Genomic DNA, 14,725 nt, shown 5'->3' with positions numbered 1-14,725 from the left:
CCCGTCCAGGGGCGTGTTGCAGTCGTGTGAAGTTTCGGACGCGGCGGACCCCGCCTGTCCGGAGAGCGCTTCCACATGTGTTACCCATGAACAACAGCACTGCGGGCGCACGCCTCCGCGCGCCCGTGCGCTCACAGGAGACCTGTGCGCCACGAGACCGCGCCACGAGCGCACCCGCATCGAATCCTTACCAGGAAGAGGTAGACGGACAATGACATCCGCATCCACCCGCAGCGCTCGCGCGCTCTCCGCCGCCGCCGGCTTCGCCGCGGTCGCGATCGTGCTCGCGGGCTGCTCCGCCGGCGGTTCCGATTCGTCCGGCGACAGCGCCGGCGGGGGCACCCTCACCATCGGCACCACCGACAAGATCACGACGCTCGACCCGGCCGGCTCGTACGACAACGGCTCGTTCGCCGTGATGAACCAGGTCTACCCGTTCCTGATGAACACCCCCTACGGCAGCCCGGACGTCGAGCCGGACATCGCCGAGTCGGCCGAGTTCACCGCGCCGACCGAGTACACCGTGACCCTCAAGGAGGGTCTGAAGTGGGCGAACGGCAACGACCTCACCTCCTCCGACGTCAAGTTCACCTTCGACCGCCAGCTCGCGATCGCGGACGCGAACGGCCCGTCGTCGCTCCTCGCGAACCTCGACAGCGTCGCGGCACCGGACGACACCACCGTCGTCTTCACGCTCAAGTCCGAGAACGACCAGACGTTCCCGCAGATCCTCTCGAGCCCCGCGGGCCCGATCGTAGACGAGGACGTCTTCTCGGCCGATGCGCTCACCTCGGACGACGAGATCGTCTCGGGCGAGGCGTTCGCCGGCCAGTACACGATCGCCAACTACGACGTGAACAACCTCATCCAGTACAAGGCGTACGAGGGCTACGAGGGCGTGCTCGGCGCGGCCGAGACCGGCACCGTCAACGTCAAGTACTACGCCGACTCGTCGAACCTCAAGCTGGACATCCAGGAGGGCAACATCGACGTCGCGTTCCGGAGCCTCTCCGCGACCGACGTCGAGGACCTGCGCGGCAACGACGCGGTCAAGGTCGTCGACGGCCCCGGCGGCGAGATCCGCTACATCGTCTTCAACTTCGACACCCAGCCCTTCGGCGCGACGACCCCGGAGGCGGACGCCGCCAAGTCGCTCGCCGTGCGCCAGGCCGTGGCCGACCTGATCGACCGCGAGGAGATCGCCGACCAGGTCTACAAGGGCACCTACACGCCGCTCTACTCCTTCGTCCCCGAGGGACTGACCGGCGCGACCGAGCCCCTCAAGTCGCTCTACGGCGACGGCGAGGGCGGACCGGACGCCGACAAGGCGAAGGCGACCCTCGAGGCCGCCGGTGTCACCGAGCCGGTGAACCTCAGCCTCCAGTACTCGAACGACCACTACGGCCCGTCCTCGGGCGATGAGTACGCGCTGATCAAGGACCAGCTCGAGTCGTCGGGTCTGTTCACCGTCGACCTGCAGACCACGGAGTGGGTCCAGTACTCCAAGGACCGCAGCTCCGACGTCTACCCCGCCTACCAGCTGGGCTGGTTCCCGGACTACTCGGACGCCGACAACTACCTCTCGCCGTTCTTCATCAAGGAGAACTTCCTCGCGAACCACTACGACGACGCCGAGGTCCAGGGGCTGATCGCCGAGCAGGTCTCGACGACCGACGCCGACGCCCGCACCGCGCTCATCGAGCAGATCCAGGAGAAGGTCGCGGCGCAGCTGTCGACCGTCCCCTACCTGCAGGGCTCGCAGGTCGCCGTCGTCGGCAGCGATGTCAGCGGCACCGAGGACACGCTCGACGCGTCCTTCAAGTTCCGCTACGCCGCGCTCAGCAAGGGCTGATCCACCCTCCGGCGGTCGGCGCCTCCCCGCTCGGGAGGCGCCGGCCGCCGTTCTCCACGAAAGGCATCACGTGACGACAGCCACGACGGCTGCGGCGACGGCGCCCACCCGGCGACCGCGCGGCTCCGGGGGCGGACTCGGGCGCTACCTGCTCGTCCGCTTCCTGCTCATCATCCCGACCGTCTTCATCCTCGTGACGATGGTGTTCCTGCTCATGCGCACGACGGGCGACCCGATCACGGCCGCCCTCGGCGGCCGCCTGACCGCCGACCAGCTCGCCGAGCGCGTCGCGGCGGCGGGCTACGACCGCCCGCTGATCGTGCAGTACTTCGAGTACCTCGGCCAGCTGCTCACGGGCGACTTCGGCACCACCCTCAGCGACAACCGCCCCGTCACCGAGGTGCTGCTCACCTACGGAGCGGCGACCGTCGAGCTCGCGTTCTACGCGCTCCTCGTCGCGTTCCTCGTCGGCATCCCGCTGGGCATGCTCGCGGCCTACCACCGCGACCGCACGCCCGACGCGGTGCTGCGCATCTTCGCGATCCTCTGCTACGCCACTCCGGTGTTCTTCGCGGGCCTGCTGCTCAAGCTCGTCTTCGCGGTCTGGCTGAAGTGGTTCCCGGTCGCCGGGCGCGCCTCGACCAGCACCGAGCTGTCGCTGCAGTTCCTCGAGAACAAGACCGGCATCTACCTGATCGACGCCTTCCAGACCGGAGATCCGGCCGCCGTGTCGGACGTGCTCTCGCACGCCGTCCTGCCCGCCGTCGCGCTGGGCCTGCTGACCGCCGGCATCTTCCTCCGGCTCGTGCGCACCAACGTGATCGGCACCCTGGGCACCGACTACGTCGACGCGGCGCGGTCGCGCGGAGTGGGGGAGTTCCGCCTCGTCCGCACGCACGCCTACCGGCCGGCGCTCATCCCGATCATCACGGTGATCGGCCTGCAGATCGCCCTCCTGCTGGGCGGTGCGGTCCTGACCGAGACCACCTTCGAGTGGAAGGGCCTCGGCTTCCAGCTGGCCGAGTACCTCCAGGCCCGCGACTTCGTCGCCGTGCAGGGCATCGTCGCCCTGCTGGCCGTGATCGTGGCGCTGACCAACTTCATCGTCGACGTCATCGCGGCGCTCATCGACCCGCGAGTGAGGTACTGAGCATGAGCACCACCACCGCCTCCGCCGCGCGACCGCGGCGCCGCCTCGTCGACCGCCTGCCCGTCGTGCACCAGCTCCGCCAGAGCGTGGGGCTGCAGCGCGGGATGCTCGTCACGGGCCTCGTCATCACCGGTGCGTTCCTCCTGGTCGCCCTCTTCGCTCCGCTGATCGCGCCCTACGGCTACTCGCAGCTCCGCTCCGACAGCGGATCCTTCGGCGCCCAGCAGCCGCCCAGCGCCGAGCACCTGCTCGGCACGACGGTCGGGGGCTACGACGTCCTCAGCCGCGTGCTCTGGGGAGCGCAGACCGCCTTCCTCGTGATCGTCGTCGCCGTCGTGCTCTCGATCTTCGTCGGCGTCTTCCTCGGCCTCGTCTCGGGCTATCTCGGGGGCTGGCTCGACCGGGTCCTCGTCGTGATCTGCGACGCGATCTACGCCTTCCCGACCCTCCTGCTCGCAATCGTGATGTCGATCGTGATCTCCGGCGGGCAGTCGAACCTGTGGGCCGGCATCTTCGCGGCCGCCGTCTCGATCACGGTCGTCTACATCCCGCAGTACTTCCGCGTGATCCGCGCCGAGACGGTGCGGATCAAGGGCGACGCCTACGTCGAGTCCGCGAAGGTCGTCGGAGCCTCGACGAGCCGCATCATGTTCCGCCACGTGCTGCGGAACGCGACACGGACCCTCCCGCTGATCTTCACCCTCAACTCCTCCGAGGCGATCCTGACCCTCGCAGGCCTGGGCTTCCTCGGCTTCGGCATCGAGCCGACCTCGGCGGCCGAGTGGGGCTACGACCTCAACAAGGCGCTCTCGGACGTGACGAGCGGCATCTGGTGGACCTCCGTCTTCCCGGGCCTCGCCATCGTCCTCGTCGTGCTGGGCATCACGCTCGTCGGCGAGAGCCTGAACGACCTCGCCGACCCGCGCCTGCGCGGTCGGCGCGCGGTGGCCGCCGGTTCCGGCGACGTGGCCGCGACGTCCGTCGTCCCGGGCGGCGTGCTCGCCGCGGACGGCCTGGAGACGCCGGGGCACGACCCCGTCGCCGGAGTGGAGGGGACGCGATGAGCGACCAGCGGCCGATCGTCGACATCAGCGACCTCGAGGTCGCCTTCGCCAGCGACAGGGGCGCCGTGCGCGCCGTCGCCGGGGTGAGCCTCCGGGTCGAGCGCGGCGAGGTGCTCGCCATCGTCGGCGAGTCCGGCAGCGGCAAGACGGTGACGGCGAAGACGATCCTCGGCCTCCTGCCCGAGACGGCGACCGCCTCGGGCGTCGTGCTGCTCTCGAAGAAGGACGGCAGCTCCTCCACCGATGTCGTCTCGGTGCCGAAGGCGCGCCTGCGCGAGATCCGCGGCACCGACGTCGCGATGGTGTTCCAGGAGCCCTCGACGGCGCTCAACCCGGTGTTCACCGTGGGCTGGCAGATCGCCGAGGGGCTGCGCGCCCACGGCAGCGTCTCGAAGAAGGAGGCGCGCGCCCGGGCGATCGATGTGCTGCGCACCGTCGGCATCCCGGAGCCGGAGAAGCGGGTCGACTACTACCCGCACCAGTTCTCGGGCGGGCAGAAGCAGCGCGTCGTCATCGCGATGGCACTCGTGCTCGATCCCGGCCTCATCGTCGCCGACGAGCCGACGACGGCGCTGGACGTCACGGTGCAGGCCGAGATCCTCGATCTCCTCCGCCGCTGCCGCGACGATTTCGGCACCTCCATCGTGCTGATCACCCACAACATGGGCGTGGTCGCCGATCTCGCCGACCGCGTCGCGGTGATGTACCAGGGCGAGCTGGTCGAGGAGGCGCCCGTGGCCGAGCTCTTCGCCTCGCCGAAGGCCGACTACACGAAGAAGCTGCTCGCCGCCGTGCCGCACGTGGGCCAGGGCGTCGCTCGCGCGAAGGACCGCGCCATCGAGCGCGCGAGCCGGCCCCAGGCCGAGGTCCTGGTCGAGGCCGACGACCTGCGGATCCAGTACCCGGGCCGCCTGGGCCGCGCCGGCTTCGTCGCGGTCGACGGCGTCTCGTTCCGCATCCGCGCCGGCGAGGTCCTCGGACTCGTCGGCGAGAGCGGTTCGGGCAAGACGACGATCGGGCGGGCGATCGCCGGCCTGACGACGGTGACCGGCGGATCCCTGCGCGTGCTCGGCAAGGAGATGCGCGGCATCCGCGAGCGCTCCTTCCGCCCGGTGCGGGGTGACATCGGCTTCGTCTTCCAGGACCCGGCGTCGAGCTTCAACCCGCTGCTCACCATCGCCGAGTGCGTCGCCGAGCCGCTCGTCGTGCACCGCAGGTTCCCCGACGCGGGGTCGGCCAGGACCCGCGTCGACGAGCTCCTCGAGGCCGTGCAGCTGCCGAAGTCGTACGGCGACCGGTATCCGCACGAGCTCTCGGGCGGCCAGCGCCAGCGCGCGAGCCTCGCACGGGCGCTGGCGCTGCAGCCCAAGCTGCTGATCGCCGACGAGCCCACCTCGGCGCTCGACGTCTCGGTCCAGGCGCGCGTGCTCGAGCTGTTCTCGGAGCTGCAGCGGGAGTTCGGCTTCGCCTCGCTCTTCATCAGCCATGATCTCGCGGTCGTCGATCTGCTCGCGGACCGGATCGCCGTGCTCTACCGTGGCGAGCTCGTCGAGGAGGGCACGGGCGAGGAGGTCCTCTCGGCGCCGAAGCACCCGTACACGCAGCGCCTGCTCGCCTCGCTGCCCGTTCCGGATCCGGCCGAGCAGGCCGAGCGCCGCGAGCTCCTGCGCAGCATCACGCGGGCGGAGCGCGACGCGTGAGCACCCCGGCCGCGCCGATCGTCGTCGACGATCTCAGCGTCGAGTACCCGCCCCGCGGCATCAGCCGGCGCTGGACGGCCCTGCGCGGCATCAGCCTCCGGGTGGAGCCGGGGGAGGTGCTCGGGATCCTCGGTGGCAGCGGCTCGGGCAAGTCGACGCTCGCCCGCGTGCTGGGCGGCGACGGGCTCGGCAGCGACGGCGACCGCGCGCGCCCGGTCATCACCGGCGGCGACGCGACCGTAGCCGGTCACGGCCTGCGCCACCTGCCCGCCCGCGAGGTCAAGCGCTTCACGTTCGACGTGGCCTACCTGGCGCAGGACGCCGGAGCGACTCTCCGCCCCGAGCTGACCGTGTCCGAGCTGATCGCCGAGCCGATCTACCTCCGCGATCGCCGCTACGACCCCAAGAGCGCCGCGGTGCGCGTGGCCACACTGCTCGATTCGGTGCATCTGCCCCTGTTCCTGCTCGACCGCTTCCCGTACGAGCTCTCGAGCGGGCAGCGGCAGCGCGTCGCGATCGCGCGGGCACTCGTCCTCGGACCCAGGGTGCTCGTCGCCGACGAGCCCACCTCGGGCATCGACGCGACGGTCCGGGAGTCGATCGTCGACCTGCTCGCCGATCTGCGCCGCCAGGAGGACTTCGCGGCGGTCGTGGTGAGCCACGACATCGACGTCCTCAGTCGGGCGACCGACCGCATCGCGGTCCTCGTCGGCGGGGAGGTGGTCGCCTACGGCCGGCTGCTGGAGGTGCTGACCGAGTCGCGCCACCCGTACGTGCAGGAGCTCGGCGCCGCCTTCGCCGAGTACGAGCGCTTCGACGCCACCCGCGCCCAGCGCGTCGCTCCGGCCGAGGAGGTCCTGTGACCGCGCCGCGCGTCGCGGTCCTGCCGCGCTCCAAGGACGTCTTCACCCGCGCGATCCGGGAGGGTGGCGGACGCCTCGTCGACCTGGACGACGCCCCCGACGCGCTCCTCTGGCTCTCGTACGGGCGCACGCAGGAACTCGAGGACGTGCTCGCCGAGCACCCGACGATCCGCTGGGTGCAGCTGCCGTGGGCGGGGGTCGACGCCTTCTCGGAGGTGCTGCAGCGCGCCGCGCGGCCGGGACTCGCCTGGACGAGTGCGAAGGGCGCCTACTCCGAGCCGGTGGCCGAGCACGCCCTCGCGCTGACGCTCGCGCTGCTGCGCTCCCTGCCGGAACGGGCGCGGGCGGAGTCGTGGGGCGCGAAGCACGCCACGACGCTCCACCGGGCCCGGGTCGTCGTCGTCGGAGCGGGCGGCATCGCCACGGAGCTCCTGCGGCTCCTCTCGGTGTTCGACGCCCGCGTGAGCGTCGTGCGACGCAGCCCCGAGCCGATGCCCGGTGCGGAGCGGACCGTGACCGCGGACCGCCTGGCCGAGGTCGCGGCCGAGGCCGACGTGCTGGTGCTCGCCGCCGCCGCCACGACCGGGACGAGGCGTCTCGTCGATGCCGAGCTGCTCTCGCGGCTGCCGGCCCGCGCCGTCCTCGTCAACATCGCCCGGGGCACGCTGGTCGACACCGACGCCCTCGTCGCCGCGCTGGCCGAGGGACGTCTCGCCGGCGCAGCCCTCGACGTGACCGATCCGGAGCCGCTGCCGGACGGGCACCCGCTCTGGACCGAGCCGCGCTGCCTGATCACCCCGCACACCGCCGACACCCCGGAGATGACCGCTCCGCTGCTCGCGGAGCGCGTCCGCGCCAACGTGGCGGCGTTCGCCGCGGGGGAGGACCTGCTGGGATCGGTCGACCCGGAGGCGGGCTACTGACCTCCGCTCCTCTCGATTTGGTCTTCACGCAGAGTTTGCTAAAGTAGACGTGCGCTGATCGCCTCCGGGTGGTCGGATGATCCTCGATAGCTCAATTGGCAGAGCAATCGGCTGTTAACCGGTAGGTTCTTGGTTCGAGTCCAAGTCGGGGAGCGAAGGGCCTGGGACTCCACTCTCAGGTCCTTTCTTTTTGCCCTGGTGGGTCGTCCCGCGCTCCGGCGGCGGGTGTCCCGTCGCCGATCGGAGGCGCGATGCGCGAGGACGTCCTCGGCCTCCTGCGTCGCCGGCCCGACGTCGAGGCGCCGTCCCTCGTCGCCGTCGACGCGACCGACCGGCTCCTCCTCGGGCTCCTGGAGCAGAGCTCGCAGGTCGCCGTCGTGCAGGACGCCTACGGAGCGCTGACGCTCTCCCTGGCCGCCGAGGGGATCGCGGTCCGCAGCGTGCAGGACTCCGTCACCGCCGAGCGGGCGCTCGACGAGAACGCCCGGATCGTCCGCGAGGCCGGCATCGAGCTCGCCCCGTTCACCGTCGTCGACTCGGTCGCCGACGCGGTGCGCGGGAGCGACGCCGTCCTCCTCCGCCTGCCGCGCTCGCTCGACGCGCTCGCGGCGATCGCCGCCGGCACCGCGCTCTCCGCTCCCTCCGCGCCCCTGATCGCAGCGGGCCGCATCAAGCACATGACGCACGGCATGAACGAGGTGCTGCGCACGCGCTACGAGCGGATCGACGTGAGTCTCGCGCGTCAGAAGTCGCGGGCGCTGCTCGCGAGCGCCGCGCACGCCGTGCAGCCGCCCGCTCCTGCAATGCAGCGCCGTCGGCTCGACGAGCTCGACCTGGAGGTCGTCGCCGTCGCCGGAGCATTCGCGGGCGCCCGGCTCGACATCGGCACCCGCGCCCTCCTCGCCGCCCTCGACACCGCGGCCCTCCCGGGAGGCACTGCCGTCGATCTCGGCTGCGGCACCGGCATCCTGGCCTCTGTGCTCGCCCGATCGCGCCCCGACCTCGACGTCGTCGCCACCGACACGTCCCGCGCGGCGACGGAGTCGGCCCGCGCCACCGCCGAGGCGAACGGACTGCGCGTCCGTGTCCTCCGCGACGACAACGCCTCCACGCTCGATGCGGGCTCGGTCGACGTGGTCGTCTGCAATCCGCCGTTCCACTCGGACGGAGCGGTCACCGACCTGGTCGCACGCCGCATGATCCGCGCGGCCGGACGCCTCCTCCGACCGGGCGGCGAGCTCTGGACCGTCTTCAACTCCCATCTCGCCCACCCCGCCGAGCTGCGCCGGTCGGTGGGCGCCACCTCGGTCCTCGCGCGCGACGGCAAGTTCACCGTGACGCGATCGGTCCGGGCGACCGGGCGCTGAGCGCAAGCCCCGTCGCCGGCTCAGCGGGCACCCCCCGCTCGCGGGTACCATCGCTCTCCGGCGTCCCCTGCGCCGATCCCCGTCACCCCGCTCCGGAGGCCGTCGTGCTCGAAGTCGTCCTCGTCCTCGCCCTGATCGCCGCCGTCGGCGCGATCGTCCTGTGGCGCCGCTCCGTCACCGCCGAGAAGGAGCTGCGCGAGCGGCACGCTCGCGAGGCCGAGCGCGTCGTGCGCCTCGAGATGACCGTCGGCGAACAGGAGGCGCGCCTGCGGATCGTGGGCGAGCTCGAGCAGCTCGCGGTGCGCAGTGCCGCCCGCGTCGTCGAGGAGGCCGAGAGCGTGCGCCTGACGATCGAGCGCGACCCCGCGGCGGCCGAGCGCTCGGCGGTCAGGGCCGTGCGCGCGGCGGAGTCCTCGCTCGCCCAGCTGCGCCGGATCGCGAGCGTCGCCGCGGTCGACCCGGTCGAGCTCCCCTCCGCGCACGGCGCGGAGACTCTCGTCTCCCTCGCCCGGGACCGCGGACTCGCGGTCCACGAGGAGACGTTCGGAGAGTCGTTCCCGCTGCAGGACGGAGCGGAGGTGGCGGTGCTCAGGGTCCTCGAGTACGCCTTCGACGAGGCGCTCGCCACCGGTGGCTCCGGGACCGAGGTCCGCATCAGCTCCCGCTGGACGTCCACGGGCCTGCGCGTCGAGGTCGACGACGACCGCGAGCGGCACGGCGCCGCCCAGTCCGACGCGAGCGCCGTCGACGCCGACCTGCACGCGCTGACCGAGCGGATCGACAGCCGGGCGCTCGGAGAGCTCCGTCAGCGCGCCGCGCTCTTCGGCGGCGACGTCGTCGAGAAGCGGACGCCGGGCGTGGGCCGCTCGGTCACCGCCTCCTTCCCCGCGCTGCGCCACCACAACGGCGTGCACGGGGTGGACCTCACCTGAGCGCGATCAGCCCTCGAGGTCGTCGACACCCGGCATCCATGACGTGCCGGGAACGCCCCAGCCCCGCTTGCGGGTGACCTTCGCCACGGGCTTGCGGTAGTCGTGCTCGAGGCGGTCCGTGTAGAGGATGCCGTCGAGGTGGTCGAACTCGTGCTGGAAGACTCGCGCGAACCAGCCCTCCGCCTCGATCTCGAAGGGCGTCCCCTCGAGGTCGACCGCCCGGAGGATCGCCTTGTCGGAGCGGCGCAGCGGGAAGCGCTCGCCCGGGAACGACAGGCACCCCTCCGACTCCGTGTCCTCGTCCGCCTCGCCGAGCGGCACGGGTGAGACGAAGAGCTCGGGATTGATCGCCACTCCGCGGCGCGGGGTGCCGTCGTCGGCGGCGTAGTCGTAGACGAAGAGGCGGAGCGCGACTCCGACCTGGGGGCCGGCGAGGCCGACCCCGGGCGCCGTGTCCATCGTCTCGAACATGTCCGCGACGAGCGTGCGGAGCGAGTCGTCGAAGACGGTGACGGGGGCGGCGGGGGAGTGCAGGACGGGGTCGCCGGCGATGAGGATGGGGAGGACGGCCATGAGCACCAGGGTATCGCGGGGCCCCGCGGGGCCCGTCCGGGTGTCATCCGCTGGTCTTCCGCCCTCACCCGTGCGCCGGACGGCCCGCCGGGGGATTGTGGGTAGGGTCGAGCGCATGTCCACAGATCTGTCCGAGTTGACCGAGCAGTTCACGCTCGACCCGGCACAGTTCATCGGCATCCCGATCGCCCTCGTGGGCGCGGTCTTCCTCTCTCTGGGGGCCCAGTTCCAGCACCGCGGAGTCGTCAAGGTCGAGCGCTTCTCGGGCGGCGCCAAGTCGTCCGGGCTCAACGGCGGTCAGCTGTTCGCCCTGCTGTCCCGGCCCTCCTGGGTCGCGGGCACGCTGATGCTGGCCCTCGCCATCGTCTTCCAGCTCACGAGCCTGGGCTTCTCGCCGCTCATCGTGGTGCAGCCGCTCGGCGCCGTCGCGCTGGTCATCACCGCCGTGGTGAACGCGCGCGTGAGCAAGGTCCGCCTGAACAGGGCGTCCGTCCGTGCGATCGTGCTGTGCGTGGCGGGAGTGGGCACCTTCGTCCTCGTGGCAGCCTTCAATGCGGTCGACAGATCCATCCGGACTCCCCAGCTGGTGACGATCCTCGTGATCCTCGCGATCGTCCTGGTGATCTTCGTCCTCGCCTTCTGGATCTTCCGCCGCAAGGCGCGCGCGATCTTCTACATCCTCGGCGCCGGAGTGGTCTACGGCTTCGTCGCGACCCTCGCGAAGGTCGTCCTCAACCGGATCAAGTTCGGCGAGTTCGACCCGCTGACGGTGGTCTGCATCGTGGCCCTGCTGGCGGCCACCGCACTCGGCGGGTACTTCGTGCAGAACGCCTACTCGTCCGGCCCGCCGGACCTCGTCGTCGCGGGGCTCACCGTGATCGACCCGCTGGTCGCCGTGGCGATCGGCATCGTCGTGCTCGGGGAGGCGCAGTACGCCGCTCCGTGGGCGATCCCGCTGTTCGTGCTCGCCGGAGCCGTCGCCATCTGGGGCGTCCTCCTGCTCGCCAAGCACCACCCCCAGGCCCGCTGAGCCCGGGCGACGCGGGTCGCCAATCCGCGGATCCGCGGGCACCGCTGTCTACAATGAGGGCGCGCCGAGGTGCTCCGAAACCGACCGACCACACGCCGATCGTCTCCTCACCGTCACGACCGGCACGACACCGTTAGGAACCACCCCCGTGTCAGACCCCCGCGACGCGTCACGACCGGAGTCGCCCCGGAGCCGCGAGTCGGCTCCCGCCTCCGACGATCCCTCCCCGTCGCTCCCGGAGCCGACCGGCGACGCAGCGCGGCCGCTCACCGTGGTCATCGGCTGCGACACGTTCGCGCCCAACGTGAACGGAGCGGCGAAGTTCGCCGAGCGCCTCGCCGCCGGACTCGTGCAGCGCGGTCACGTGGTGCACGTCGTCGCACCGTCGGCCGACGGCTGGAGGGGCACGCGCTTCGAGACCCACGAGGGCCAGCGGATGATCGTGCACCGCCTCTACAGCTGGCGCTGGTTCCCGCACGACTGGATGCGCTTCGCCATGCCGTGGCGCATCCGGCAGAACAGCGCACGGATCCTCGACGAGGTGAAGCCCGACGTCGTGCACTTCCAGTCGCACATCATCGTCGGCCGCGGCCTCGGCATCGAGGCGGCCGAGCGCGGCATCCGCATCATCGGCACGAACCACTTCATGCCCGAGAACATGCTCGAGTTCACGCTGCTGCCCAAGGCCGTGCAGGCCAAGGCCGTGCAGATGGCGTGGCGTGCAGCCCGCCGCACCTTCGGCCGCGCCGAGGCGGTCACCACTCCGACCCGCAAGGCTGCGCAGTTCCTCGAGCAGTACACGGGCCTGCGCGGAGTGCACGCCATCTCGTGCGGCATCGACGCCGACAACTACACCCCCGACTTCACCCCGCGCACGGCCAACCGCATCCTCTTCGTCGGCCGGGTGACCGGCGAGAAGCACATCGACGTCCTGCTGCGCGCCGTCTCCCTCCTCGACGAGTCGCTCGACGCGCAGCTCGAGATCGTCGGCGGCGGCGACCAGCTGCGCAACCTGCAGCAGCTGGCCACGAGCCTCGGCATCGCCGACCGCGTCCGCTTCACCGGCTACGTCTCGGACGACGAGCTCAAGCAGGCGTACTCGCGGGCGACCGTCTTCGCCATGCCCTCGATCGCCGAGCTGCAGAGCATCGCGACGATGGAGGCGATGGCCTCGGCCCTCCCCGTGGTCGCCGCCGACGCGATGGCGCTCCCGCACCTCGTGCACGAGGGCGAGAACGGCCACCTCTTCGAGCCCGGCAACGCCCAGGCCCTGGCCGACCGCCTCACCGACGTCCTGTCGTCGAGCCCGGAGCGCCTCGAGGAGATGAAGCGGGCGTCCCTCCGCATCGTCGCCGCGCACGACATCAACCGCACGATCAGCACATTCGAGAGCCTGTATCGTGGGGAGCCGGTGGCCGATCCGACCATCGACGCAGCCTCCGCCACGGCTGGCCGAGCCTGACGGCTCTCCCGCCGGCGGGGTCCGCGGGGCGTTAGCTCAGCCGGTCAGAGCAGCGGACTCATAATCCGTCGGTCACGGGTTCAAGTCCCGTACGCCCTACTGCGGACAGGGACTGCGGCGGTTTTCCCGCCTCAGATCCTCGTCTTCCCATGGTTTGCCCGTCGGAAATGATCGTGCTCGACCTGCTCGAGGATCGACGTGTCGACGTCCTCACGACGCCAGCGTAGGTACTTCTCGACCTTGAAGGCCGGTGGGAGCGCATCCGGGTTACGGTTGCGCAGCTGGTAGAGGGTGCCCTCGCCGATCTGTAGCTCGGCGGCGAGGTCGGCGACGGTCAAGTGGATGAGCATCAGTGGCGACGTCCGCCCCGGCCGCGCATTTTGCCTGCGTTGAGCTCGGAGTAGTACCTGTACCTGCCCGTCTCCAAGTTGGTCATCACCGCGCCGTCTCTCCACGTGAGCAGCCACGGCGCCTCACACCCGTTGTCGCGGTACGCCTCGACGGCGAAGCCGAAGTAGCCGTTGGGGTGGTGCGGGTGGTTCGGGTCGCACTTCGTCACCATCCGCGCATACTGCGGTCGACCACCGACACGTGTCGTGGATATGCTCGCGCCAGAAGTTGCCGTTGTGGACGTCCTAGGAGTTCCGTGAGTACTGACCCGACACCCGATCCGACTGGTGAGGCCGCACAGGTAGAACCGCAGAAGCCGGGGCGCCCGCGAAGCAACCGCCGCACTCTCGTCATCTCGGGGAGCGCCCTACTCGCGATCGTCCTGCTTGTCGTGGGTTCGATCGTCGTCGTCAACACGATCCGGGCTCAGGAGGAAGCGAAGGCGGAAGCGGTGGCTTCCTACACCGCGGTGCAGGTCTCACACGAAGGAGCTCTGTCGAGCCTGCGCAACGCGATCAACAGCGCGGAAACACTGGCTCTCACAACAGGCAGCGACGATGTTGCTGACGCGGCCGTGCTCGCAGACCTGACGGTGGAGGCTGAATCGGCGAAGGCGCAGTTAGAAGCGCTCGAGACAGACGAGATCGAGCCAGACGAGCTGAGCCGCGAGGACGTAATTACAGCAACAGACGATTTGAAAGGGGCTCGCGGTTCGGTGCAGGACGCCACGTCCCGGCTCGACGAAGCGCGGGAGGCTGTAGAGGAGAGCGCATCAATTCAATCGGCTCGTGTGGCGGAGGCAGCGGCAGCGGCAGCGGCAGAGGCGGCGCGAATTGCGGCCGAGAAAAGGGCGGCCGAAACGGCAGCCGCCAAGGCAGGAGCTCAAGCGATCTCGTTCGAGGACCTCTCGCGTGCGGGCAACAGCATCGCAGGGAACTACTACCGCTTCGAGGGCGAAATCATTCAGGATGCCGGCTCGGGAACCTACCGAGTCAACATGACAAAGGACCCGGGCTACTCGACGATTTTTTGGGAGGACACGATCCTCGTTTCGATCGTCGGCACTCCGGGCACGCGTTTGCTTGAAGACGACATCATTTCCTTCGTCGCGGCGTCTGTCGGAGTTCAGACGTACACGACGGTCTTCGGAGCGAGCGTGACGCTGCCGAACGTTCTCGCTGAGGCCGGCGACGTCGCGGTGACAGGGCGTTCCGACTAGCCCTCACGAGACAGCAGCGAAACGCCCCCGGCTCGCTCCATAGCGGAGGATCGTGGGCGTTTCTCTGGCACTTTTGTCGAAGAGGATGCGCGCCGAATCCGGCAGAGTGTTCCCGCCGCCGTCGAGCATCCCGTAACCGTTCACGCAGACGTAGCCCGGCAGCTCCTGGTAGTCGACGTAACGGATCCAGCCGCGTTCAA

Annotated in this window: 14 protein-coding genes and 2 tRNA genes; 13 read left to right on the top strand and 3 right to left on the bottom strand. The window is 70.5% G+C overall.

Annotation, left to right across the window (positions count from 1 at the left end; genetic code table 11):
- The first annotated feature begins 211 nt into the window (after positions 1-211).
- The 9 genes from IOC53_RS00525 to IOC53_RS00485 all read left to right on the top strand — a co-directional run bounded on the left by IOC53_RS00525 (position 212) and on the right by IOC53_RS00485 (position 9,851).
- Complete coding sequence (locus IOC53_RS00525) at positions 212-1,852, top strand: ABC transporter substrate-binding protein (protein ID WP_207402437.1); 1,641 nt, start codon at positions 212-214, stop codon at positions 1,850-1,852.
- A 70-nt stretch (positions 1,853-1,922) separates the two neighbouring features.
- Positions 1,923-3,002 carry an ABC transporter permease gene (locus IOC53_RS00520; RefSeq protein WP_207402436.1) on the top strand — a complete coding sequence of 360 codons (1,080 nt, stop codon included), beginning with the start codon at positions 1,923-1,925 and terminating at the stop codon, positions 3,000-3,002.
- Between the two features lie 2 nt (positions 3,003-3,004).
- On the top strand, positions 3,005-4,066 hold the full coding sequence (locus IOC53_RS00515; RefSeq protein ID WP_207402435.1) for an ABC transporter permease: 1,062 nt from the start codon (positions 3,005-3,007) through the stop codon (positions 4,064-4,066).
- Complete coding sequence (locus IOC53_RS00510) at positions 4,063-5,766, top strand: ABC transporter ATP-binding protein (RefSeq protein ID WP_207402434.1); 1,704 nt, start codon at positions 4,063-4,065, stop codon at positions 5,764-5,766. The genes IOC53_RS00515 and IOC53_RS00510 overlap by 4 nt, the downstream gene beginning before the upstream one ends.
- Positions 5,763-6,629 carry an ATP-binding cassette domain-containing protein gene (locus tag IOC53_RS00505; RefSeq protein WP_207402433.1) on the top strand — a complete coding sequence of 289 codons (867 nt, stop codon included), beginning with the start codon at positions 5,763-5,765 and terminating at the stop codon, positions 6,627-6,629. Before IOC53_RS00510 ends, IOC53_RS00505 begins: the two co-directional genes overlap by 4 nt.
- Positions 6,626-7,552: a D-isomer specific 2-hydroxyacid dehydrogenase family protein gene (locus IOC53_RS00500; RefSeq protein WP_207402432.1), complete on the top strand. Its 927-nt coding sequence runs from the start codon at positions 6,626-6,628 to the stop codon at positions 7,550-7,552. The genes IOC53_RS00505 and IOC53_RS00500 overlap by 4 nt, the downstream gene beginning before the upstream one ends.
- Positions 7,553-7,632: 80 nt before the next feature.
- Positions 7,633-7,705, top strand: a tRNA-Asn gene (locus IOC53_RS00495).
- Positions 7,706-7,803: 98 nt separating this feature from the next.
- Positions 7,804-8,919, top strand: a complete 1,116-nt coding sequence (locus IOC53_RS00490) for a methyltransferase (protein ID WP_207402431.1) — start codon at positions 7,804-7,806, stop codon at positions 8,917-8,919.
- A 104-nt stretch (positions 8,920-9,023) separates the two neighbouring features.
- On the top strand, positions 9,024-9,851 hold the full coding sequence (locus tag IOC53_RS00485; RefSeq protein ID WP_207402430.1) for an ATP-binding protein: 828 nt from the start codon (positions 9,024-9,026) through the stop codon (positions 9,849-9,851).
- Between the two features lie 6 nt (positions 9,852-9,857).
- Here the strand turns inward: IOC53_RS00485 and def are convergent, their stop codons facing one another.
- Positions 9,858-10,424: a peptide deformylase gene (def, locus tag IOC53_RS00480; RefSeq protein ID WP_207402429.1), complete on the bottom strand. Its 567-nt coding sequence runs from the start codon at positions 10,422-10,424 to the stop codon at positions 9,858-9,860.
- Between the two features lie 115 nt (positions 10,425-10,539).
- Between def and IOC53_RS00475 the strand changes: the two genes are divergently transcribed.
- The 3 genes from IOC53_RS00475 to IOC53_RS00465 all read left to right on the top strand — a co-directional run bounded on the left by IOC53_RS00475 (position 10,540) and on the right by IOC53_RS00465 (position 13,015).
- Entirely contained in the window at positions 10,540-11,454 is a 915-nt protein-coding gene (locus IOC53_RS00475) for a DMT family transporter (RefSeq protein WP_207402428.1), read from the top strand.
- Between the two features lie 277 nt (positions 11,455-11,731).
- Positions 11,732-12,916: a glycosyltransferase gene (locus IOC53_RS00470; protein WP_207402539.1), complete on the top strand. Its 1,185-nt coding sequence runs from the start codon at positions 11,732-11,734 to the stop codon at positions 12,914-12,916.
- A 25-nt stretch (positions 12,917-12,941) separates the two neighbouring features.
- Positions 12,942-13,015 (top strand) — tRNA-Ile (locus IOC53_RS00465).
- A 32-nt stretch (positions 13,016-13,047) separates the two neighbouring features.
- On the opposite strand, the gene IOC53_RS00460 is transcribed toward IOC53_RS00465, so the two are convergent.
- Together IOC53_RS00460 and IOC53_RS00455 are read right to left on the bottom strand one after the other, a co-directional pair.
- Complete coding sequence (locus tag IOC53_RS00460) at positions 13,048-13,254, bottom strand: AlpA family transcriptional regulator (protein WP_207402427.1); 207 nt, start codon at positions 13,252-13,254, stop codon at positions 13,048-13,050.
- An 11-nt stretch (positions 13,255-13,265) separates the two neighbouring features.
- On the bottom strand, positions 13,266-13,478 hold the full coding sequence (locus tag IOC53_RS00455) for a hypothetical protein (protein WP_207402426.1): 213 nt from the start codon (positions 13,476-13,478) through the stop codon (positions 13,266-13,268).
- An 84-nt stretch (positions 13,479-13,562) separates the two neighbouring features.
- Between IOC53_RS00455 and IOC53_RS00450 the strand changes: the two genes are divergently transcribed.
- Positions 13,563-14,525 carry a hypothetical protein gene (locus IOC53_RS00450; RefSeq protein WP_207402425.1) on the top strand — a complete coding sequence of 321 codons (963 nt, stop codon included), beginning with the start codon at positions 13,563-13,565 and terminating at the stop codon, positions 14,523-14,525.
- Positions 14,526-14,725 lie beyond the last annotated feature (200 nt).

Source organism: Rathayibacter sp. SD072, assembly GCF_017355185.1.
Lineage (GTDB): Bacteria > Actinomycetota > Actinomycetes > Actinomycetales > Microbacteriaceae > Rathayibacter.
The sequence above is the reverse complement of the archived record's forward strand: the minus strand, read 5'-3'. Positions and strand labels throughout refer to the sequence as shown.